Below are 19,442 nucleotides of genomic sequence, written 5' to 3' on the forward strand. Positions count from 1 at the left end.
GACCGCCCGACCCCGCGCCGTCGCCCGTCCCCCCACCCGGCGCTGCGACGATGGAATCCCAGACCTCACAGCCCTCCCCGGCATCCCAGTCACCTCATACGTTCCAGGTCGACCTGCGCGGTTTGGTGGACCTGCTCTCCCATCACCTCTACTCCAGTCCCAAGGTCTATCTGCGCGAGCTGCTGCAGAACGCCGTGGACGCGATCACCGCCCGGCGCGCCGAACAGCCGGACGCTCCTGCCACCGTGCGCCTGTACGCCGAGGGCGGCACTCTGCGCGTGGAGGACTCCGGCATCGGGCTCACCGAGTCCGATGTGCACAGCCTCCTTGCGACCATCGGCCGCAGCTCCAAGCGGAACGACGGTCTGGAGGCGGCGCGTTCCGACTTCCTGGGCCAGTTCGGCATCGGGTTGCTGGCGTGTTTCGTGGTCGCCGAGCGGATCCGGGTCGTCAGCCGAAGCGCGCGTACGCCCGACGCGGCGCCCGTGGAGTGGACGGCGGCCGACGACGGCTCGTACACCGTGCGCACTCTGCCGCACGAGGCGCGGACCGAACCGGGCACCACCGTGCATCTGGTGGCGCGCGCCGGTGCCGGCGAGTGGCTCACGGAGGAGAAGGTCCGGTCGCTGGCACGGGACTTCGGTGCGCTGCTGCCGTACGACGTGCGGGTCGGCGACGAGGCGATCACCGATCTCCCGGCGCCCTGGGACCGCGCGTACCCGAGCCCTGCCACCCGACGGGTGGCCCTGGCGCGGCACTGCCACGACCTGTTCGGGTTCACGCCGCTGGACTCGATCGACCTGGCCGTGCCGCTCGCCGGTATCCGCGGCGTCGCGTACGTCCTGCCGTCCTCGGTCAGCCCGGCCCAGCGCGCGAGCCATCGGGTGCACCTGAAGGGCATGCTGCTCACCGAGCGGGCCGAACAACTGCTGCCCGACTGGGCGTTCTTCGTGCGCTGCGTCCTGGACACGGACAGTCTGCGGCCCACCGCGTCGCGCGAGTCGCTGTACGAGGACGAGACCCTCGCCGCCGTACGCGAGGCGCTCGGCGAGCGGATCCGGTCCTGGCTGACCGGGCTCGCGGCCGGCGACCCGGAGCGGCTTGCGGCCTTCCTCTCGGTCCACTACCTGGGCGTGAAGTCCCTGGCCCGGCACGACACCGAGATGCTGCGCACGATGCTGCCGTGGCTGCCCTTCGAGACGACCGACGGGCGGCTCTCCCTTGAGGAGTTCGCCCAGCGGCACCCCGTGGTGCACTTCACGCGGACCGTGGAGGAGTACCGCCAGGTCGCGCCGATCGCCTCCGCACAGGGCGTCGGGGTCGTCAACGGCGGCTACACGTACGACAGCGAACTGGTCGAGGCGCTGCCGTCGGTGCGCCCCGGAACGGTCGTCTCGGAGCTGGACGCCGACACCGTGACGGCGCACCTGGACTCGGTCGACCCGGCCGAGGAACTGGCGCTGTCGGCCTTCCTGGGGGCCGCGCGGGCCAGACTCGACCCCCTGGGTTGCGATGTGGTCCTGCGCGCCTTCCACCCGCTCTCGGTCCCGGCGCTGCATCTGGACGACCGGGCGGCCCGTCACGAACAGGCCCGCGCGGAGGCCGAGGACCAGGCCGACGACCTGTGGGCGGGCATCCTAGGCTCGCTGCGCGGCAGCGCTCCACGCGCGCGTCTGGTGCTCAACCACCTCAACCCGCTGATCCGGAGGATCAGTTCACTCAAGGACCCGGAGCTGATCGGCACCGCCACGGAGTCCCTCTACGGGCAGGCCCTGCTGATGGCCCAGCGCCCACTGCGGCCGGCGGACTCCGCGCTCCTGAACCGCGCTTTCATCGGCCTTCTCGAGTGGGCCACACACACCAACTCCGGGGAGGACGGCCACCGATGAGCGGGATCGACCCCATCACGGACTTCGACGCTCTCCGCCAGGCGATGGCGGAAAACTTCGAGCAGCCGGAGGGACCCGCCCGCAACGCGCGCGCGGAGCAGCTGTTGGCCGAGGCCGAAAAGCTCGGCATCCCCCTCGCGGTGATCGAGGCACTCGCACACCAGCTGAAGGTCTACAACTACAGCTCCGAGAAGGCCAAGATGTTCGTCCCCTTCGCGCGCCTGCTGCGCATGTGGGACGAACACCCCGAGGACTTCGACGAGTACGAGATCCACTCTCTGCACTGGGTCTTCAAGTGGATGTCGGCCGGAATGCTGGACCAGCCGCACATTCCGCTCGCCTCCATAGAGAAGTGGCTCGGCGAGATGGAACACCGCTACCGGCTGGCGGGCCACTCCGAACGGGCCGTGCGCAGCGCCGAGTTCAGTGTGTCCGCCCACCTCGGGGACCTGGATCGCGCCGAGCGGGCGTACGCCGCCTGGCTGGCCGCCGACCGGGACACCATGGCCGACTGCCACGCGTGCGAGCTGCACGGCCAGGGGTGGTGGCAGGCACTGCGCGGCTCCGACGCGGAGGCGCTGGGGCTGTGGGGCCCGGTCCTGGAGGGCGAGTACTCCTGCGCCCACGAACCGCACACCGTCCTCGCGTCCTCGCTGGTCCCCTTGCTGCGCCTGGGGCGCGTCGACGAGGCGCGCGCCAATCATCTGCGGGGCTTCCGGCTCGTCCGCGCCATGGAAAGCATGCGTGGCGCATACGCGGACCATGTGGAGTTCTGCGTGCTCTCCGGCAACGAGGCGCGCGCCCTGGAGCTGCTCGCCGAGCGCCCCGCGTACTTCACGGACTCCGGGGACCCGCGCAGCAAGCTGAACTTCATGGCGGTGGTGGCCCTCCTGATGGACCGCCTGGCCTCGCTCGGGCTCGGCGACCAGACGGTTCCCGGGCCGGTCGGCCGCGTGTGGACAGCGAGCGATCTCGCCGCCCACGCGCGCGGGGAGGCACTTTCGCTGGCGGCGCGCTTCGACGAGCGCAACGGCACGTCGTACGTCAGCACGCGTGCCCGTGCGCGGATGAACCAGCCGGCACTTGTCGACCGCCTGCCGCTTGGCGTGCGCTCCACGCGCCCCGCACCCACGGTGCACGCCCCCCGTCCGCAGACCGGCGCGGAACAGGCCGCCGAGTCCGACCTGCCCGCGCTGCTCACCGAGGCCCGCCGTCTGTCGGACTCCCGGAGCCCGGACGCGGTCGAGGCCTGGGCGGCGGTCTCGCGTGCCGCCGAGGGCCACGAGCTGGACGTCCGCGACCGCGCGGAGATCGCCGACCACGCGGCGATGGAGCGCGGCCCGGAGGGCATCGAACTCTTCCACCGCGCCGCCGAGCTCTACGCCGAGGCCGACGACCCCGGCGAAGCCCTCGCCGCCCACGCCCGCGCCGCCTACGTACTCGCCCTGACCGGCGACACCGAGGAGGCCCTGACGGCCGTATCGGAGCTGTACGAGCGGGTGCTCGCGCTCTTCGCGGAGGGCGGCACAGGGGTGTCTCAAGCGGCGTCCGTGCTGGTGGGGCGGGCGCGGATTCTGATGCATCGGCTGGATGGCGACGCGGGCGCGGGCCCGCAGCCAGGTGACGCCGCAGGCGCTGCCGAAGTGGCGGCCCGGGAGTTGCTGGCCCTTGCCGAGCCGCACGTCGAGGACGTGCGGCTGGCTTCACGGGCCGCGGAGGCACAGGCGATGCTCGGGGAGCTCGCCGCGCGTGCGGAGGACGCCGAGAAGGCCGCGGAGCTGCTCGGCCTGGCCGTCGAGACGTATGTGTCGGCCGGGCTGCCGTGGTTCGCCGTCGAGCATGAGGCGCGGCTCGCCGGGATCGCCCTGCACCGCGGCGACATGGAAGCGGCGGAGCGGGCGGCGCGCGCGGCACTGGAGCACGGCGGGCCCCACCTGGAGGCGCCGGGCCATGCACAGCTGCACCTTCAGCTCGCTGAAATCCTCGGCGGCACCCACCAGTTCGGGCCCGCTGCCGAACACGCCCTGGAGGCCGCGCACTGGGCCGACGAAGCGGGCCAGAGTGCCACGCTCGGCGCTTGGGCCCGGCATCAGCTCGGCGGTTTCCTGGTCCGTCAGGGGCGGTGGGCCGAGGCCGCAGAGATACTGGAGTCGGCGCTGCCCGATCTGACCACCGACATGCACGGCGACGGTGCGATCGTGCAGACCCACTGGTGGCTCGGCGACTGTCTCACCGAACTCGGCGATCACCGCGAGGCCGCCGAACGCTGGTTGCAGGCCGCCGACATCGCCCGCCACTGGCCCGAGCAGCGCGACCACGCGATGCTCGCCCATCTCGCCGCCGAGGCCCTCGGAAACGCCGGGCTGCATGCCCAGGCGGACCAGGCGTACGCGCGCGCCGGCGATCTCTGGCGCGACCTCGGCAACGTGCATGGGCTGGTCCGCTCGCTGCGGGCCCGCGCCTGGGCGGCCGCCCGTACGGACGCGGGGCTCGACGGGGCGCGGGAGTTGATGGCGGCGGCGGTGCGGGAGTGCGAGGCCGCGATCCAGGACACGCCGGTCGCGTCCGGCTCAGCCGTGGATGCGGCCGGGGACGAGAGCGACGCCGTGCGTCTCCGTCTCGTCGCCGAACTCGGGCACACCTACCGTCAGTTCGGTGACCTGGTGGCCCGTTCCGTGCCGGACGACGCGGAGGAGGCTTCGGCCAGGCCCTCCTTCGAGGAGGCCCTGGGCCACCTCACCCAAGCGATCTCCGCGTTCGCTTCCCTCGGGGACGAGCTCCTCGACGTCCGTACCGGCGCCGAACTCGCCGCCGGCTGGCTAGAGGCCGACCTCCGCCGGCCCGCCGCGGCCGCGGCACGCGCGCGTGCGGTCCTTGCCGCGTACGCGGGGTGGGATGGAGAGACCGCGGAGGCGCGGCGCGCGGAGGCGGAGAACATGCTGAAGCTGATGGCGGCGAATACGGAGGGCTGACGGGGGGTGGGTGGGCTTTTCCCGCCCCCTCCGCGCCGTTTCAGCCCGTCCGGCGTTTGAGGACGAGGCCGTCCAGGCCGAACGGGGGTCTGGGGGCGGCAGACCCCAGGGATGGGTAGGGGCGGAGAGGGCGAAAAACCCGCCCCCACCCGCCCTCCTACTCCACCCCGATCAACAACAACGCCCCCTGCCGCCCACCCCGGTACACCACCGTGTCCACCGCCAAATACCCTTCCCGCACCCGGGTTTCAAGGCGGTCCGCGATGGCGTCGGGCGCCTCGTCGCCCAGGACGAGGGTGACCATCTCGCCGCCGGCGGAGAGCATGCGGTCCAGGACGGCTTCGGCCGTGATGGCGATGTCGGAGCCGATGACGGCGACATCGCCGTCGATGAGGCCGAGGACGTCGCCGGCCTGGCAGATGCCGGCCATGGTCCAGGACTGGCGCTCGGCGACGGCAACCTCGGCGTAGCGAGTGGCACCGGCCGCGGAGGTCATGGCGACGACGTCCTCGTCGAAGCGGCGTTCCGGCTCGTGGACGGCGAGCGCGGCGATGCCCTGGACCGCGGAGCGGGTCGGGATCAACGCGACCCGGACACCTTCCGCACGCGCCTGCTCGGCGGCCGCAGCCGCGGTGTGGCGCAGTTCGGCGTCGTTGGGCAGAAGCACCACCTCGCGCGCGTGAGCACGCCGTACGGCCTCGACGAGTTCTCCGCTCGCGGGCGGCTCCCCCGGCCGCGCGAGCACAGTGGTCGCCCCGGCCTCCGCGTACAGCCCGGCCAGCCCCTCTCCAGGCACGACCGCCACGACGGCACGCTGTGCGCGCTCCCGGGGAGGCCGCCCCGGGCCCCCGGTGTGGACGTCTTCGAGCCCGAAATGCGTGATCCTGATCCGGTACGGCCGTCCGGCCTCGACACCCGCCTCCACGGCGGCACCCGCGTCGTCCACGTGCACATGGACGTTCCACAGCCCGTCCCCGCCGACGACGACGAGCGAGTTGCCCAGCCGGTCGAGCCGGTCCCGCAACCGGGCCACGGCCGCGTCCGCCGCTTCCAGGAGGTAGATCACCTCGAAGGCGGGCCCGCCCTCCTCCGGCACCGGGTCCCCGCACACGTCGGGATGCACTCCTCCGATGCCGACGCCAACGATGTCGACATCGACGTCAGTCGAGACACCCGCCACGCGCGCGTGGACCTCCGCAGGTCCGGCGAACGCCCTCGGCGCCTCCCCCGTGAACGTCTCCACCAGCGCCGCCAGCACCGCCACCAGCCCCCGTCCGCCCGCGTCGACGACGCCGGCGCGCTCCAGGGCGGCCAGTTGCCCCGGCGTCGCGGCGAGAGCTGCCCGCGCTCCCTCGTACGCCGCGCGCGCGACCGTGCCGCAGTCCCCCTCGGCGCCGGTGGCCGCGTCTGCGGCGGCCGAGGCGACCGTGAGGACCGTGCCCTCGACGGGGTGGGCGACGGCCTGGCGGGCGGAGTCGGCTGCTCGCCGCAGGGCCAGCCGCAGGCCCGGCCCGTCGGTGTGAGCGGTCTCACTGTCGGCGGCGAGCACCTGCGCCATGCCGCGCAACAGCTGCGCGAGGATCGTCCCGGAGTTGCCCCGGGCGCCTATCAGCGCGCCGTGCGCCATCGCCCGGACCGCGTCCGCGAGCGTCGGCTTGCCCCCACCGACCTCCCACCCCGCACCGGCGCCGTACCCCGCGCCGACCTCGTGCCCCTCGAAGACCGCCTCGACCGCCGCGGTCGCCGACTCCAGCGTCAGATACAGGTTGGTGCCGGTGTCCCCGTCGGCCACCGGGTAGACGTTGATCGCGTCTATCTCCTCGCGCGCCCGCCCCAGCGCCTCCAGAGCGAGACGACACCAGGTGCGCACCGCGAGAGCATCGAACGTCTGCGGCACCTGCGGCACCTGCGCCTCCTTGAGCTGCTGGACGTGGACGCAGCGTAGACCCAGAAGGGGTTACTGTCGGTAGGGGGCCTACGGAGGGCCGGGGCATGGCCCAGAGCAGCCATGGTAGTTTCGTTGTCTGGACGCAGTCGTTGTATGCTGCTCCGGTTGCCCGATCTCATCGGGCCTTCCTCCTGGCACCGCCACTCAGATCCTAGATCTTGATCCCGGCATGCCGGGATCCACCGTAAGTGCATCTGAAGTTTTTGGAGTGAGCCCGTGGCTGCCAACTGCGACGTCTGCGGCAAGGGGCCGGGCTTCGGCAACAGCATCTCGCACTCGCACCGCCGTACGCCCCGTCGCTGGAATCCCAACATCCAGCGCGTTCGTACCGTGGTGGGCGGGACGCCGAAGCGCGTGAACGCTTGCACCTCGTGCATCAAGGCCGGCAAGGTCACGCGCTGACAACCGCTAGCGCGCGGCCACTGCTGGTTCGCTTGCACTGAGCCGGTCCACCTCACGGTGGGCCGGTTTTTTGCTGCGCCCGCGCGAGAAGCGAAACAGCGACCGTAAACGCTTACGTAAGCGTTTACGCACGACGTCGACGCACCACGTCCACGAACGACGCCTACGCACCCGCCCTGAACCGCCACCCATGATCCACCGGCCCGATCCCGCCCCCCAGCGCGAACCCGGCCGCGATCGCCCCCGTGACGTACTCCTTGGCCGCCGCGACGGCCTCCGGCACGCTCTCGCCTTTGGCCAGCCCGCAGGCGATGGCCGAGGCGAGCGTGCAGCCGGTGCCGTGCGTGTGCCTGTTGTCGTAACGAGGGGCGCGCAGCCAGTGCTCCTCCGTTCCGTCCGTCAGCAGATCGACGGCGTCTCCCGGCAGATGGCCGCCTTTGATGAGCACCCACTTCGGGCCGTACGTCAGCACAGCCGCCGCGGCCTCGCGCAACCCCTCCTCCGAATCGACCCGCACACCCGTCAGCTGGGCGACCTCGTCGAGGTTCGGCGTCGCCACGGTCGCGACAGGCAGCAGCTTCGTCCGTACGGAATCCAGCGCGGAAGCGGCGAGCAGCGAGTCGCCGTGCTTGGAGATGCCGACCGGGTCGACGACGGCCGGCGCGGCCGTGGAGCCGATCAACTCGGCGACGGCTTCGACGAGTTCGGCGGAGGCGAGCATGCCGGTCTTGACCGCCTGGACGCCGATGTCGTCGACGACGCTGCGGTACTGGGCGCGCACGGCCTCCACCGGCAACTCCCAAGTGCCTTGCACGCCTAGGGAGTTCTGCGCGGTGACGGCCGTGATCACGCTCATACCGTGCACGCCGAGCGCGAGCATCGTCTTCAGGTCGGCCTGGATCCCTGCCCCGCCACCGGAGTCGGAGCCCGCGACCGTCAGCACACGCGGCGGGGCACTCACGACTCGATGTCCCCGAAGTGGTCCCAGCCGCCCTTGCTCGTCCACGGCGCCCCGTCGACCGTGACCTGCGGCAGCGCCGACGGGTTGAGCACCTCGCCGATGATCTTCCAGCGGGCGGGCAGCTTCACATCCGGCGGGAAGGTGGCGACGATCGCGTGGTCCTCGCCACCGGTGAGCACCCACTGGATGGGGTCGACGCCGACGGCCTGCCCGATGTCGTTCATCTGGGTCGGGATGTCGATGGCGCCGGAACGGATGTCGATGCGCACCTTGCTCGCCTCGGCGATGTGCCCGAGGTCGGCGATCAGCCCGTCGCTGACGTCCGTCATCGAGGTCGCGCCGAGCCCGGCCGCCGCGGGACCCGCGTGATACGGCGGCTCCGGGCGCCGGTGCGCCTCCACGAAGGCGCGGGGCGAGCGGAAGCCCCGGGAGAGCACCGCGAACCCGGCCGCCGACCAGCCGAGCCAGCCCGTCACGGCGACCACGTCACCGGGCTGGGCCCCGCCCCGGGTCACCGGCTCGTGGTTGCGAAGATCGCCGAGCGCGGTGATCGAGACCATGATGGTGTCGCCGCGTACGACATCGCCGCCGACCACGGAGGCGCCCGCGACCTGGCACTCGTCGCGCAGCCCGTCCATCAGCTCGGACGGCCAGGTGGCCGGGAGTTCGGCCGGTACGACCAGGCCGAGCAGCAGCGCGGTCGGTACGGCGCCCATCGCGGCGATGTCCGCGAGGTTCTGCGCGGCGGCCTTGCGACCGACGTCGTACGCCGTCGACCAGTCACGGCGGAAGTGCCGCCCCTCCAGGAGGATGTCGGTGCTCGCCACGACCCTGCGGTCGGGCGCGGCCACCACCGCGGCGTCGTCGCCGGGGCCGACCCGGACCGCCGGGGTGGTGGTGAGACGCGAGGTGAGCTCCTTGATGAGCCCGAACTCCCCCAACTCGCCCACGGTGCCCTTCATAGTCGTACTGCCCCTTCTCTTCCTGTCTGCGCCACGGTACGTCTCGTGCGAACCGCGTGGCGTACCGCCTGCGCCGCGCCACGCGAACCGTCCTCGGTGCGGTCGCGTGCCGTCTCCGTGCTCGGTACGGTCGAATTGGCCGTCAACTTGTGCAGTCCGTGCACCCCGGCACGCAAGCCCCAGTCACCGCGGGTCTCCCCGCGGCGAGCGGCGACGCGATACCGTGGCGTTCCTTTTCCCCACATGATCCTCGTGGCCGCCCTGGAGGTTCCGTGGTACAGGCGTACATCCTGATCCAGACGGAGGTCGGCAAAGCGTCGACCGTCGCCGAGACGATCAGCAAGATCCCGGGGGTGATCCAGGCCGAGGACGTGACAGGACCGTACGACGTGATCGTGCGTGCCCAGGCCGACACGGTCGACGACCTCGGCCGCATGGTGGTCGCCAAAGTCCAGCAAGTGGACGGCATCACCCGCACCCTGACCTGTCCGGTCGTGCACCTGTAGCCCCCGTCTACCCTTGGCCGGTGAACTTCTTCCGTCACCGGCACACCGCTGCCTTCGGGCTGCCCGTTCTCGTTCTGCTGATTGCCGCCACGGGCTGCTCTTCGGCAGACGACGACGCCTCGGCTGTGGTTCCCAGCCCGGACGCGAAGGTCACGAAGCTGTGCGAGAACCTGGACAAGGAGCTGCCGGAGAAAGTGAACGACCTCGACCGGAACGATCCCGAGCCCCGGTCCGCGCTGACCGCGGGCTGGGGAAGCCCGGCGATCATACTGCGCTGCGGTGTCGAACGGCCCGCCAAGATGAACGACCCGAACGCCGACGGCGCCGAAGTGAACGGGGTCGGCTGGCTGGTCGAGAAGCAGGACGACGGGTCGTACGTCTTCACCACGAGCCTGCGCACGGCATACGTCGAGGTGAGGCTCCCCAAGGAGCGTGCCGACCTGGGCGCGGGGCCGCTCACCGACTTCGCCGCGCCCGTCAAGAAGGCGATCCCCGAAGGGATCGCCGACTGACGTACTGAGGTGCCATCCGGAGCTGACTGACGTACGGGGTGCTGTCGGAGCTGCTGACGTACGGGGTGCTACGGAAGCTGCTAGCGGAGCCCTGTCGGACGGTTCAGCGCCGCCTGCACCAGGCGGTCCACCAGCTCCGGGTAGCCCACGCCGCTCGCCTCCCACATCTTCGGGTACATCGAGATGGGCGTGAAGCCCGGCATGGTGTTGATCTCGTTGATCACGAACTCCCCCTCCTCGGTGAGGAAGAAGTCCGCGCGCACCAGGCCCTCGCAGGAGGCCGCCTCGAATGCCTCGACCGCGAGCCGCTGGACCTCCGCGGTCTGCTCGGGCGTCAGCGGGGCCGGTACGAGGCCGGGTGTCGAGTCGATGTACTTCGCCTCGAAGTCGTAGTAGGCGTGCGCCTGCACGGGCGGGATCTCGGCGGGCACGCTGGCGCGCGGTCCGTCCTCGAACTCCAGGACCCCGCACTCGATCTCGCGGCCGCGCAGCAGCGCCTCCACGATGATCTTCGGGTCGTGGCGCTGCGCCTCCGCGATCGCCTGGTCGAGTCCCTCGAAGGAGTCGACCTTGGTGATGCCGATCGAGGACCCCGCGCGCGCGGGCTTGATGAACAGCGGCCAGCCGTGCTCACCCGCGAAGTCGGCGATCCGCCGCCGGGCACCCTGCTCGTCGCCGGTCCACTCGCGCGGCCGGATCACCAGATACGGGCCGACGGGCAGCCCGAAGGAGGTGAACACCCGCTTCATGTACTCCTTGTCCTGGCCGACGGCCGAGGCGAGCACACCCGCACCGACATACGGGACTCCGGAGAGCTCCAGGAGGCCCTGCAGGGTGCCGTCCTCGCCGTACGGGCCGTGCAGCACGGGGAAGACGACGTCGACGTCGCCAAGGGCCTTGGGGACGGAACCCGGTTCGCTGTAGACGACTTCACGGTTGGCCGGGTCGACGGAGAGGATCACGCCGCCCTCGGTGGACTCGGCGAGTCGGTCCACGCTCGGCTGCTGCCGGTCGACGATGGCCATGCGGTCCGGCTCGTCGGCGGTGAGCGCCCAACGGCCGTCCTGGGTGATGCCGATCGGCAGGACGTCGTACTTCGTCCGGTCGATCGCCCGCAGGACCGCACCGGCCGTGACCACGGAGATCCCGTGTTCGGAGCTGCGGCCGCCGAAGACGACGGCCACGCGCGGCTTGCGAGGCGGCTGCTCAGGGCTCTGGGGGAGGTTCTCAGTGCTCATATCGCCTTGAGCGTACCCGCTGGTACCCGCCTCAGTCAGCGCCTGTTGACGCCTGTCGCTCAGCGTCGTTCCGGCTTGGCGCTGCGCGACATCATCTCTTTGAGGGCGACCACCGGCGACTTGCCCTCGTGGACGATGCCGACGACCGTTTCCGTGATGGGCATGTCGACACCGTGCCCGCGGGCCAGATCCAGCACCGACTCACAGGACTTGACGCCCTCGGCGGTCTGCTTGGTGATCGCGATCGTCTCCTGAAGGGTCATGCCCTTGCCGAGGTTGATGCCGAAGGTGTGGTTGCGGGACAGCGGCGAGGAGCAGGTGGCCACCAGGTCGCCCAGGCCCGCGAGTCCGGCGAACGTCATCGGGTCGGCGCCCATGGCGAGGCCGAGGCGCGAGGTCTCGGCGAGCCCGCGCGTGATGAGCGAGCCCTTGGCGTTGTCGCCGAGTCCCATGCCGTCCGCGATGCCGACGGCGAGCCCGATCACGTTCTTGACGGCGCCGCCGAGTTCGCAGCCCACCACGTCGGTGTTGGTGTACGGGCGGAAGTACGGCGTGTGGCACGCGGCCTGGAGGCGCTGGGCGACCTCTTCGGAGCGGCAGGCGACCACGGCGGCGGCCGGCATCCGCGCGGCGATCTCCCGTGCGAGGTTGGGTCCGGTGACCACGGCGACGCGGTCCGGGCCGACCTTGGCGACGTCCTCGATCACCTCGCTCATCCGCATGGTGGAGCCGAGTTCGACGCCCTTCATGAGCGAGACGAGGACGGTGTCGGGCGCGAGCAGCGGCACCCACTGCGCGAGGTTCTTGCGCAGGGTCTGCGAGGGAATGGCGAGCACGGTGAAGTCGGCCTCGTGCGCGGCCTCGGAGGCGTCCGTGGTGGCCCGCAGGTTCGCCGGGAGTTCGACGCCCGGCAGGTAGTCCGGGTTCGTGCGCGTGGAGTTGACCGCTTCGGCGAGTTCGGCGCGGCGCGCCCACAGGGTGACGTCGCATCCCGCGTCGGCGAGCACCATGCCGAAGGCCGTACCCCACGATCCGGTCCCGAAGACAGCCGCCTTGACCGGCTTGCTCACGTGCCCTGCCCCTCTTCCTGCTGTGCTTTGTGCCGCGCCTGTGCCTTGTGCAACGCCTGCGCGTTTTCGTGGAGGTCCTGTTCCTGCGCGGCGATCTGCCTTGCGGCGCTTTCCTGGGCCGCGCTCCGCCGGCGCTGTTCGATCCGCTCCTGGCGCGGGTCGTAGGGCGTCCGGGGTGCCTTCTCGCCGCGGATCTGCTCCAGCTGCGCGGTGATGGCCGCCATGATGACCTCGGTCGCCTCCTTGAGGACGTCCGGGGACATCTCCTTGTCGTAGAAGCGCGAGAGGTCCACCGGGGGGCCGGCGAGGACGTGGTGGGTCTTGCGCGGGAGAACGTGGAGCTTCTTGGCGTACGGCGGCAGGAGTTCGTTGGCGCCCCACTGGGCGACCGGAATCACCGGGCACTTGGTCTGCAGGGCGACGCGGGCGGCACCCGTCTTGCCGGTCATCGGCCACTGGCCGGGATCGCGGGTGATGGTGCCCTCGGGATAGAACGCGACGCACTCGCCGCGCTCAACAGCGTCGATCGCGGCCCGGAAAGCGCTCAGCGCGTCCGTCGTCTCGCGGTACACCGGGATCTGTCCGGTGCCGCGCATCGCGGCGGCCACGAACCCCTTCCGGAAAAGGCTGCTCTTCGCCAGGAATCTCGGAACACGCCCGGTGTTGTACTGATAGTGCCCATACATGAACGGATCCACATGGGAATTGTGGTTCACCGCGGTGATAAATCCGCCCTCGGCCGGAATGTTCTCGATCCCGCGCCAGTCCCGCTTGATCAGAACCATCAGCGGCGGTTTGCAGAGGACCGCTGCAAAGCGGTACCAGAAGCCGATTCTGCGGCGGGGCACGCGAACACCTTCCTCCAGGGCCTGGGGGGCCGCACAAGTGTCGCCCCAGGCCGCCTGTCTGTCGAGAACACCGTACGCCCCGGCGTGCGAACCGCCAGGGCGGCCGGGTCACAATGGGGCCGACAAGGGAGAGACGGAGCGCTCGTGCAATGGACCTTGGTGATACCGCTCAAACCTCTGGCGCGGGCCAAGAGCAGGCTGGCGGACACCGCCGATGACGGATTGCGCCCCGGGCTCGCCCTCGCCTTCGCGCAGGACACCGTGGCAGCGGCGCTGGCCTGCGCAGCGGTCCGCGATGTGGCGGTAGTCACGGACGACGCCCTGGCCGGGCGGGAGCTTGCCGCGCTGGGCGCCCGCATTGTCACCGGCGAGCCGGCAGGCGGCCTCAACGCCGCCCTGTCGCACGGCAGCTCCGCCGTACGCTCCCGAACTCCCGAAAGCGCCGTGGCGGCCCTGAACGCCGATCTGCCCGCGCTGCGGACGCTGGAATTGGCGCGGGTACTCGAAGCTGCCGCCGAATTTCCCCGCGCTTTTCTCCCCGATGCGGCCGCAATCGGCACCACTCTGCTGGCCGCAGCGCCGGGTCAGGAATTGCTCCCGACTTTCGGCACCGATTCCCGCGCCCGTCATCACGCCTCGGGCGCGGTGGAACTCCGCCTCCACGGCGTGGATTCCGTACGTCAGGACGTGGACACCGGCGACGACCTGCGAGCGGCACTGGCACTTGGCGTGGGCCCACGTACGGCAGCACTGGCCGCACTCCTGCTCATCCCCGGCCAACCGGGCGGCTGACACCATTCGCCGCCCAGCTCGCGCCCGGCACCGGCCGACTTGGACCCCGGCGCTGGATAGGCTTCCGCCATGCAGGCGACCGCGTACACGTACGACCCCGAGACCCGTAGCGGCCAGGTGCTGCTCGACGACGGCACCCCTGTGCCCTTCGACGGCCCGGCGTTCGACGCCGGCGGGCTGCGGCTGCTGCGTCCCGGTCAGCGCGTGCGCGTCGAGACCGAGGGGGACGGCGAGGAACGCCGGATCACACTGATCACCCTGCAGACCTTCTAGAAGCAGACCTTCTAGGGGCTGAGCCCCAGGACCTGCGCGGCCGAACACGCCGCGGGCCGGGCTCCCGATGGGAGCCCGGCCCGGCGCGTGAGTTGCCTCCGTGCCCTCGCTACGAGCGGGCGGTGGCCTTCTTGGCGGTGGTCTTGCGCGCCGTCGACTTCTTGGCGGGGGCCTTCTTGGCCGTCGCCTTCTTCGCCGGGGCCTTCTTGGCCGTCGCCTTCTTGGCGGTGGTCTTCTTGGCCGCGGCCTTCTTGGCGGTCGCCGTGGTCTTCTTGGCGGTCGCCTTCTTGGCCGTGGTCTTCTTGGCGGTGGCGGTGGTCTTCTTGGCGACCGCCTTCTTCGCGGTGGCGGTGACCTTCTTGGCCGTCGCCCTCTTGGCGGTGGTGGCCTTCTTGGCCGCGGCCTTCTTCACCGTGGCCGAAGCGCCGCCGGAGAGGCTGCCCTTCGGGGCCTTCTTGACCGCGACGTCGTTCTTCGGGAGCTTCTTCGAGCCGCTCACCAGGTCCTTGAAGCCCTGGCCCGCACGGAAGCGCGGCACAGAGGTCTTCTTGACCCGAACGCGCTCCCCGGTCTGCGGGTTGCGGGCGTAGCGGGCCGGACGGTCAACCTTCTCGAAGGAACCGAAGCCGGTGACCGAGACCCGGTCCCCGCCGACAACCGCGCGGACGACTGCGTCCAGTACGGCGTCGACCGCGTCGGCGGCCTGCTGACGCCCGCCGACCTTGTCGGCAATCGCTTCTACGAGCTGCGCCTTGTTCACGTCTTCCCCTTCGGAGACATAGCCCGAACGAATGCGTTCAAGCTTTTTCGCACGTTAGGCAGATATATACCGCAAATCAAACACGAAACGGGCTAATCACCCTTGTGCCGCAACGAACTCGGACTGTCGTGGAGTAACTCAGCGTTCCTCTTCGAGGAATCGGCCCTCGTCGAGGTCCGTGGTGAACCGCTCCAGACGCCTTGTCGCATCGGCGAGATCGTGCTTGGCCGCGGCCGTAATGACCAGCAGCTTCCGGGTCAGCGCCATCCGTACGCCCTCCGGGACTTGCAGTGCACGCACTCTTGTGTGCGCTTCCTTGAGTTGGGCCGCGACTGCCGCATAGAGCTCGAGTTGGCCGTCGTGTCCCATGCACAGATTGTGCCATCTGGGGCGAGTTGTCGCCTGCGCAGGGGGTAACTGCCGTCCCCAGAGGGGTTCCTGAGCGCCCGAGCGGCACCCGGCACCATAGGTCGGCTACCCCGGCAACCGCCTTTGTAACTACGGGAGTTGAGGCATTTCACCAACGCATCCGAAGGCACTTTGGAGGCAGACACAGCTGTACCCCCAACCGTCCACGATTGGGGGTACAGAGGGGTGTTGCGGTGGCCGAAATCAGACCTGCGTCAGCGGTGAAACGGCCTGTGAGCCGACCGTGGATCCGGCCCGCGGGTCAGACCTGAACCGTCTTCGGCTTGTGCGAGGGCCGCTTGGCCTCGTACGCGGTGATGTCGCCCTCGTTCTGGAGGGTGATGGAGATGTCGTCCAGGCCGTTCAGCAGCCGCCAGCGGGCGTTCTCGTCCAGGTCGAAGGAGGCGGTGACGCCCTCGGCGCGCACCTCGCGGGCCTCCAGGTCGACCGTGACCTCGGCCTCGGGGTCGTTCTCCGTGAGCTCCTGCAGGGCGTTCACGATTTTCTGCTCCAGAACCACTGTGAGCAGGCCGTTCTTGAGCGAGTTGCCGCGGAAGATATCGGCGAAGCGGGAGGAGATGACGGCCTTGAAGCCGTAGTTCTGCAGCGCCCAGACGGCGTGCTCGCGCGAGGAGCCCGTACCGAAGTCGGGACCGGCGACCAGGACCGTGGCGCCCACCCGCTCGGGCTGGTTGAGGATGAAGGACGGGTCCTTGCGCCAGGCCTCGAAGAGCCCGTCCTCAAAACCGTCCCTGGTCACCTTCTTGAGCCAGTGAGCAGGGATGATCTGGTCCGTGTCGACGTTGCTGCGGCGCAGCGGGACGGCCCGGCCGGTGTGCGTGGTGAATGCTTCCATGACTTCTCAGACTCCAGCGGGCGCAGGGACGTCGGCGTCGGACAGGTCCGCCGGGGAGGCCAGGTGGCCCAGCACGGCGGTGGCGGCGGCGACCTGCGGCGAGACCAGGTGCGTACGGCCGCCCTTGCCCTGCCTGCCCTCGAAGTTGCGGTTGGAGGTGGACGCGGAGCGCTCACCGGGGGCCAGCTGGTCGGGGTTCATGCCCAGACACATCGAGCAGCCCGCGTGCCGCCATTCGGCGCCGGCCTCCTTGAAGACCACGTCCAGACCCTCGGACACGGCCTGCAGACCGACCCGCGCCGAGCCGGGGACCACCAGCATCCGTACGCCGTCGGCGACTTTGCGGCCCTCGACGAGCGCGGCGGCCGCACGCAGGTCCTCGATACGGCCGTTGGTGCACGAACCTACGAAGACGGTGTCGACCTTGATGTCGCGCAGCGGCTGTCCGGCGGTCAACCCCATGTATTCCAGGGCCTTTTCGGCGGCCAGGCGCTCCGAAGCGTCTTCGTACGAAGCAGGATCGGGGACGGCCGCCGAAAGCGGCGCTCCCTGGCCGGGGTTGGTGCCCCAGGTGACGAACGGCGCGAGGGAGGCGGCGTCGATGACGACCTCCTCGTCGAATTCCGCGTCCGCGTCCGTCTTCAGCGTCTTCCAGTACGCGACGGCGGCGTCCCACTCCTCGCCCTCGGGCGCGTGGGCGCGGCCCTTGAGATAGGCGAAGGTGGTCTCGTCGGGGGCGATCATGCCCGCGCGGGCGCCGGCCTCGATCGACATGTTGCAGATGGTCATGCGGGCTTCCATCGAGAGCTTCTCGATGGCGGAGCCGCGGTACTCCAGGATGTAGCCCTGGCCGCCACCCGTTCCGATCTTCGTGATGATCGCCAGGATCAGGTCCTTGGCCGTGACGTCGTCGGGCAGTTCACCGTCGACGGTGATGGCCATGGTCTTGGGGCGGGCCAGCGGCAGTGTCTGGGTGGCCAGCACATGCTCGACCTGCGAGGTGCCGATGCCGAAGGCCAGCGCGCCGAAGGCGCCGTGCGTGGAGGTGTGCGAGTCGCCGCAGACCACGGTGGTGCCCGGCTGGGTCAGGCCCAGCTGCGGTCCCACGACATGGACGACGCCCTGCTCGACGTCACCGAGCGAGTGCAGTCGTACGCCGAACTCGGCGGCGTTCTTCCGCAGCGTCTCCAGCTGGATCCGGGAGACCGGGTCCGCGATGGGCTTGTCGATGTCGATGGTCGGGGTGTTGTGATCCTCGGTGGCGATGGTGAGGTCGAGGCGGCGCACGGGGCGCCCGGCCCCGCGGAGCCCGTCGAAGGCCTGCGGGCTGGTCACCTCGTGCAGCAGGTGCAGATCGATGAAGAGGAGGTCGGGCTCGCCCTCGGCGCGCCGGACGACATGGTCGTCCCAGACCTTCTCCGCGAGTGTCCTACCCATCGCTTTCCCTCCGGCCGGCCTGTGTGGCGCCGGCCCAACTAGAGATTTCCGGTGCGGCGACGCTCGTACCCCTCGTATCGGACGTCTTCCGCCGGGCCCGTTGGTCCGCGGGCCGCATGCCTACAAGGGTGGCGCGTTCCACGAGAAATTGAACTTGCGTTTCACAGAGTGAGACGCGAGTATCGTTTCATGGACAACAGTAGCGGCGTCGGCGTTCTGGACAAGGCAGCCCTTGTCCTGAGCGCTCTGGAGTCCGGTCCGGCCACCCTCGCGGGACTGGTCGCGGCGACCGGACTGGCACGACCCACGGCACATCGCCTCGCCGTGGCACTTGAACACCACCGCATGGTGGCGCGCGACATGCAGGGCCGCTTCATTCTCGGCCCCCGCCTCGCCGAGCTGGCCGCGGCCGCCGGCGAGGACCGCCTCCTCGCGACGGCGGGCCCGGTGCTCACGCACCTGCGGGACCTCACCGGCGAGAGCGCGCAGCTCTACCGCCGCCAGGGCGACATGCGCATCTGCGTCGCCGCGGCCGAGCGCCTCTCCGGCCTCAGGGACACCGTTCCGGTCGGCTCCACGCTCACCATGAAGGCGGGCTCCTCGGCCCAGATCCTGATGGCCTGGGAGGAGCCGGAGCGCCTGCACCGGGGGCTACAGGGCGCCCGCTTCACCGCGACGGCTCTTTCCGGCGTACGCCGCCGGGGCTGGGCCCAGTCGATCGGCGAGCGCGAGCCGGGCGTCGCGTCCGTCTCCGCTCCCGTACGCGGACCCTCGAACCGCGTGGTCGCCGCAGTCTCGGTCTCCGGGCCGATCGAGCGCCTGACCCGCCACCCGGGCCGCATGCACGCCCAGGCCGTCATCGACGCCGCCGGCCGCCTCTCCGAGGCCCTGCGCCGCACCGGCTGATCCGCACCCCGGGACAGGGCCGGCCTCAACGCCGCGGCAGGCCCCCCGGACGACGGACAACGGAGTACCGGCAACAGGGCGCCGAACTCACAGCGCCGTACGCGGAGTTGAAGCACAGAACGCCGATGGCCCCCCACCGAAGTGGGGGGCCATCGAATCGAGTACCCCCGACCGGATTCGAACCGGCGCTACTGCCGTGAGAGGGCAGCGTGCTAGGCCGCTACACAACGGGGGCAAGGACCACAAGTGATCCAGCTGGGCTACCAGGACTCGAACCTAGAACAACGGAACCAGAAACCGTCGTGTTGCCAATTACACCATAGCCCAATGAATGGTCTAGACCAGACCGTCCAAGTACCCCCGACCGGATTCGAACCGGCGCTACTGCCGTGAGAGGGCAGCGTGCTAGGCCGCTACACAACGGGGGCCCTAGCGATCCTGCATGAGAGCCAGCGGGTGCGACCCGGACTGTCTCCCTGAGAAGGATCTGTACCCCCGACCGGATTCGAACCGGCGCTACTGCCGTGAGAGGGCAGCGTGCTAGGCCGCTACACAACGGGGGCCTTGCAGAGTTGATCTCTGCTGTTGCAGATAAGCTCTGCGAGCTGGCCTACCAGGACTCGAACCTAGACTAACGGAACCAGAAACCGTCGTGCTGCCAATTACACCATAGGCCACTGAAACACAACCCCCGACGGGGAT

Annotated in this window: 18 protein-coding genes and 5 tRNA genes; 8 read left to right on the plus strand and 15 right to left on the minus strand. The window is 70.3% G+C overall.

Annotated elements, in window-relative coordinates:
• Positions 1-50 precede the first annotated feature (50 nt).
• Positions 51-1,889: an HSP90 family protein gene (locus tag AB0N66_RS05210; RefSeq protein WP_365428950.1), complete on the plus strand. Its 1,839-nt coding sequence runs from the start codon at positions 51-53 to the stop codon at positions 1,887-1,889.
• Entirely contained in the window at positions 1,886-4,861 is a 2,976-nt protein-coding gene (locus tag AB0N66_RS05215) for a tetratricopeptide repeat protein (protein WP_365428953.1), read from the plus strand. Before AB0N66_RS05210 ends, AB0N66_RS05215 begins: the two co-directional genes overlap by 4 nt.
• A 157-nt stretch (positions 4,862-5,018) precedes the next feature.
• Here the strand turns inward: AB0N66_RS05215 and AB0N66_RS05220 are convergent, their stop codons facing one another.
• A complete protein-coding gene (locus AB0N66_RS05220; protein WP_365428956.1) occupies positions 5,019-6,767 on the minus strand; it encodes a DAK2 domain-containing protein in 1,749 nt (582 codons plus the stop codon).
• A 258-nt stretch (positions 6,768-7,025) separates the two neighbouring features.
• On the opposite strand from AB0N66_RS05220, the gene rpmB reads away from it, so the two are divergent.
• Complete coding sequence (gene rpmB, locus AB0N66_RS05225) at positions 7,026-7,211, plus strand: 50S ribosomal protein L28 (protein WP_266474652.1); 186 nt, start codon at positions 7,026-7,028, stop codon at positions 7,209-7,211.
• A 163-nt stretch (positions 7,212-7,374) separates the two neighbouring features.
• Here rpmB and thiD read toward each other — a convergent pair whose 3' ends face one another.
• Together thiD and AB0N66_RS05235 are read right to left on the minus strand one after the other, a co-directional pair.
• Positions 7,375-8,172, minus strand: coding sequence for a bifunctional hydroxymethylpyrimidine kinase/phosphomethylpyrimidine kinase (gene thiD, locus AB0N66_RS05230; RefSeq protein ID WP_365428959.1), 798 nt, complete (start codon positions 8,170-8,172; stop codon positions 7,375-7,377).
• The gene (locus AB0N66_RS05235) at positions 8,169-9,134 is read right to left on the minus strand and encodes a thiamine-phosphate kinase (RefSeq protein WP_365428962.1); all 966 of its coding nucleotides are present in this window, start codon (positions 9,132-9,134) and stop codon (positions 8,169-8,171) included. Before AB0N66_RS05235 ends, thiD begins: the two co-directional genes overlap by 4 nt.
• A 272-nt stretch (positions 9,135-9,406) precedes the next feature.
• Here AB0N66_RS05235 and AB0N66_RS05240 point away from each other — a divergent pair, with 272 nt between their 5' ends.
• Together AB0N66_RS05240 and AB0N66_RS05245 are read left to right on the plus strand one after the other, a co-directional pair.
• Positions 9,407-9,640 carry an Lrp/AsnC ligand binding domain-containing protein gene (locus tag AB0N66_RS05240; RefSeq protein WP_003997603.1) on the plus strand — a complete coding sequence of 78 codons (234 nt, stop codon included), beginning with the start codon at positions 9,407-9,409 and terminating at the stop codon, positions 9,638-9,640.
• 20 nt (positions 9,641-9,660) lie between these two features.
• Complete coding sequence (locus tag AB0N66_RS05245; protein ID WP_365428965.1) at positions 9,661-10,152, plus strand: DUF3515 domain-containing protein; 492 nt, start codon at positions 9,661-9,663, stop codon at positions 10,150-10,152.
• 80 nt (positions 10,153-10,232) lie between these two features.
• Here AB0N66_RS05245 and AB0N66_RS05250 read toward each other — a convergent pair whose 3' ends face one another.
• Genes AB0N66_RS05250 through AB0N66_RS05260 form a run of 3 tightly spaced genes read right to left on the minus strand, consistent with a single transcriptional unit; the run spans position 10,233 to position 13,308 of the window.
• Positions 10,233-11,390 carry a D-alanine--D-alanine ligase family protein gene (locus tag AB0N66_RS05250; protein ID WP_365428968.1) on the minus strand — a complete coding sequence of 386 codons (1,158 nt, stop codon included), beginning with the start codon at positions 11,388-11,390 and terminating at the stop codon, positions 10,233-10,235.
• Positions 11,391-11,449: 59 nt separating this feature from the next.
• Positions 11,450-12,460 (minus strand): NAD(P)H-dependent glycerol-3-phosphate dehydrogenase, encoded by a 1,011-nt coding sequence (locus AB0N66_RS05255; protein ID WP_365428971.1) that lies wholly within the window; start codon positions 12,458-12,460, stop codon positions 11,450-11,452.
• Positions 12,457-13,308 (minus strand): lysophospholipid acyltransferase family protein, encoded by an 852-nt coding sequence (locus tag AB0N66_RS05260; RefSeq protein ID WP_365428974.1) that lies wholly within the window; start codon positions 13,306-13,308, stop codon positions 12,457-12,459. The genes AB0N66_RS05255 and AB0N66_RS05260 overlap by 4 nt, the downstream gene beginning before the upstream one ends.
• 144 nt (positions 13,309-13,452) lie before the next feature.
• On the opposite strand from AB0N66_RS05260, the gene cofC reads away from it, so the two are divergent.
• Complete coding sequence (gene cofC / locus AB0N66_RS05265; protein WP_365428977.1) at positions 13,453-14,100, plus strand: 2-phospho-L-lactate guanylyltransferase; 648 nt, start codon at positions 13,453-13,455, stop codon at positions 14,098-14,100.
• Between the two features lie 69 nt (positions 14,101-14,169).
• Positions 14,170-14,373 carry a hypothetical protein gene (locus tag AB0N66_RS05270; protein ID WP_365428980.1) on the plus strand — a complete coding sequence of 68 codons (204 nt, stop codon included), beginning with the start codon at positions 14,170-14,172 and terminating at the stop codon, positions 14,371-14,373.
• Positions 14,374-14,482: 109 nt separating this feature from the next.
• On the opposite strand, the gene AB0N66_RS05275 is transcribed toward AB0N66_RS05270, so the two are convergent.
• The 4 genes from AB0N66_RS05275 to leuC form a co-directional block, all read right to left on the minus strand.
• Positions 14,483-15,133: an HU family DNA-binding protein gene (locus AB0N66_RS05275; protein WP_365428983.1), complete on the minus strand. Its 651-nt coding sequence runs from the start codon at positions 15,131-15,133 to the stop codon at positions 14,483-14,485.
• 138 nt (positions 15,134-15,271) lie between these two features.
• The gene (locus AB0N66_RS05280; RefSeq protein ID WP_365428986.1) at positions 15,272-15,502 is read right to left on the minus strand and encodes a hypothetical protein; all 231 of its coding nucleotides are present in this window, start codon (positions 15,500-15,502) and stop codon (positions 15,272-15,274) included.
• A 301-nt stretch (positions 15,503-15,803) separates the two neighbouring features.
• Positions 15,804-16,397: a 3-isopropylmalate dehydratase small subunit gene (gene leuD, locus AB0N66_RS05285; RefSeq protein ID WP_365428989.1), complete on the minus strand. Its 594-nt coding sequence runs from the start codon at positions 16,395-16,397 to the stop codon at positions 15,804-15,806.
• A gap of 6 nt (positions 16,398-16,403) precedes the next feature.
• The gene (leuC, locus tag AB0N66_RS05290) at positions 16,404-17,834 is read right to left on the minus strand and encodes a 3-isopropylmalate dehydratase large subunit (RefSeq protein WP_365428992.1); all 1,431 of its coding nucleotides are present in this window, start codon (positions 17,832-17,834) and stop codon (positions 16,404-16,406) included.
• A 189-nt stretch (positions 17,835-18,023) separates the two neighbouring features.
• Here leuC and ndgR point away from each other — a divergent pair, with 189 nt between their 5' ends.
• Complete coding sequence (gene ndgR, locus AB0N66_RS05295) at positions 18,024-18,740, plus strand: IclR family transcriptional regulator NdgR (RefSeq protein ID WP_006383662.1); 717 nt, start codon at positions 18,024-18,026, stop codon at positions 18,738-18,740.
• 162 nt (positions 18,741-18,902) lie between these two features.
• On the opposite strand, the gene AB0N66_RS05300 is transcribed toward ndgR, so the two are convergent.
• The 5 genes from AB0N66_RS05300 to AB0N66_RS05320 form a co-directional block, all read right to left on the minus strand.
• Positions 18,903-18,975 (minus strand) — tRNA-Glu (locus AB0N66_RS05300).
• A gap of 20 nt (positions 18,976-18,995) precedes the next feature.
• Positions 18,996-19,067, minus strand: a tRNA-Gln gene (locus AB0N66_RS05305).
• Between the two features lie 28 nt (positions 19,068-19,095).
• Positions 19,096-19,168, minus strand: a tRNA-Glu gene (locus AB0N66_RS05310).
• Between the two features lie 62 nt (positions 19,169-19,230).
• Positions 19,231-19,303, minus strand: a tRNA-Glu gene (locus AB0N66_RS05315).
• A gap of 42 nt (positions 19,304-19,345) precedes the next feature.
• Positions 19,346-19,417, minus strand: a tRNA-Gln gene (locus AB0N66_RS05320).
• Positions 19,418-19,442: the final 25 nt, after the last annotated feature.

It is taken from the genome of Streptomyces sp. NPDC093544 (genome assembly GCF_040683495.1).
Lineage (GTDB): Bacteria > Actinomycetota > Actinomycetes > Streptomycetales > Streptomycetaceae > Streptomyces.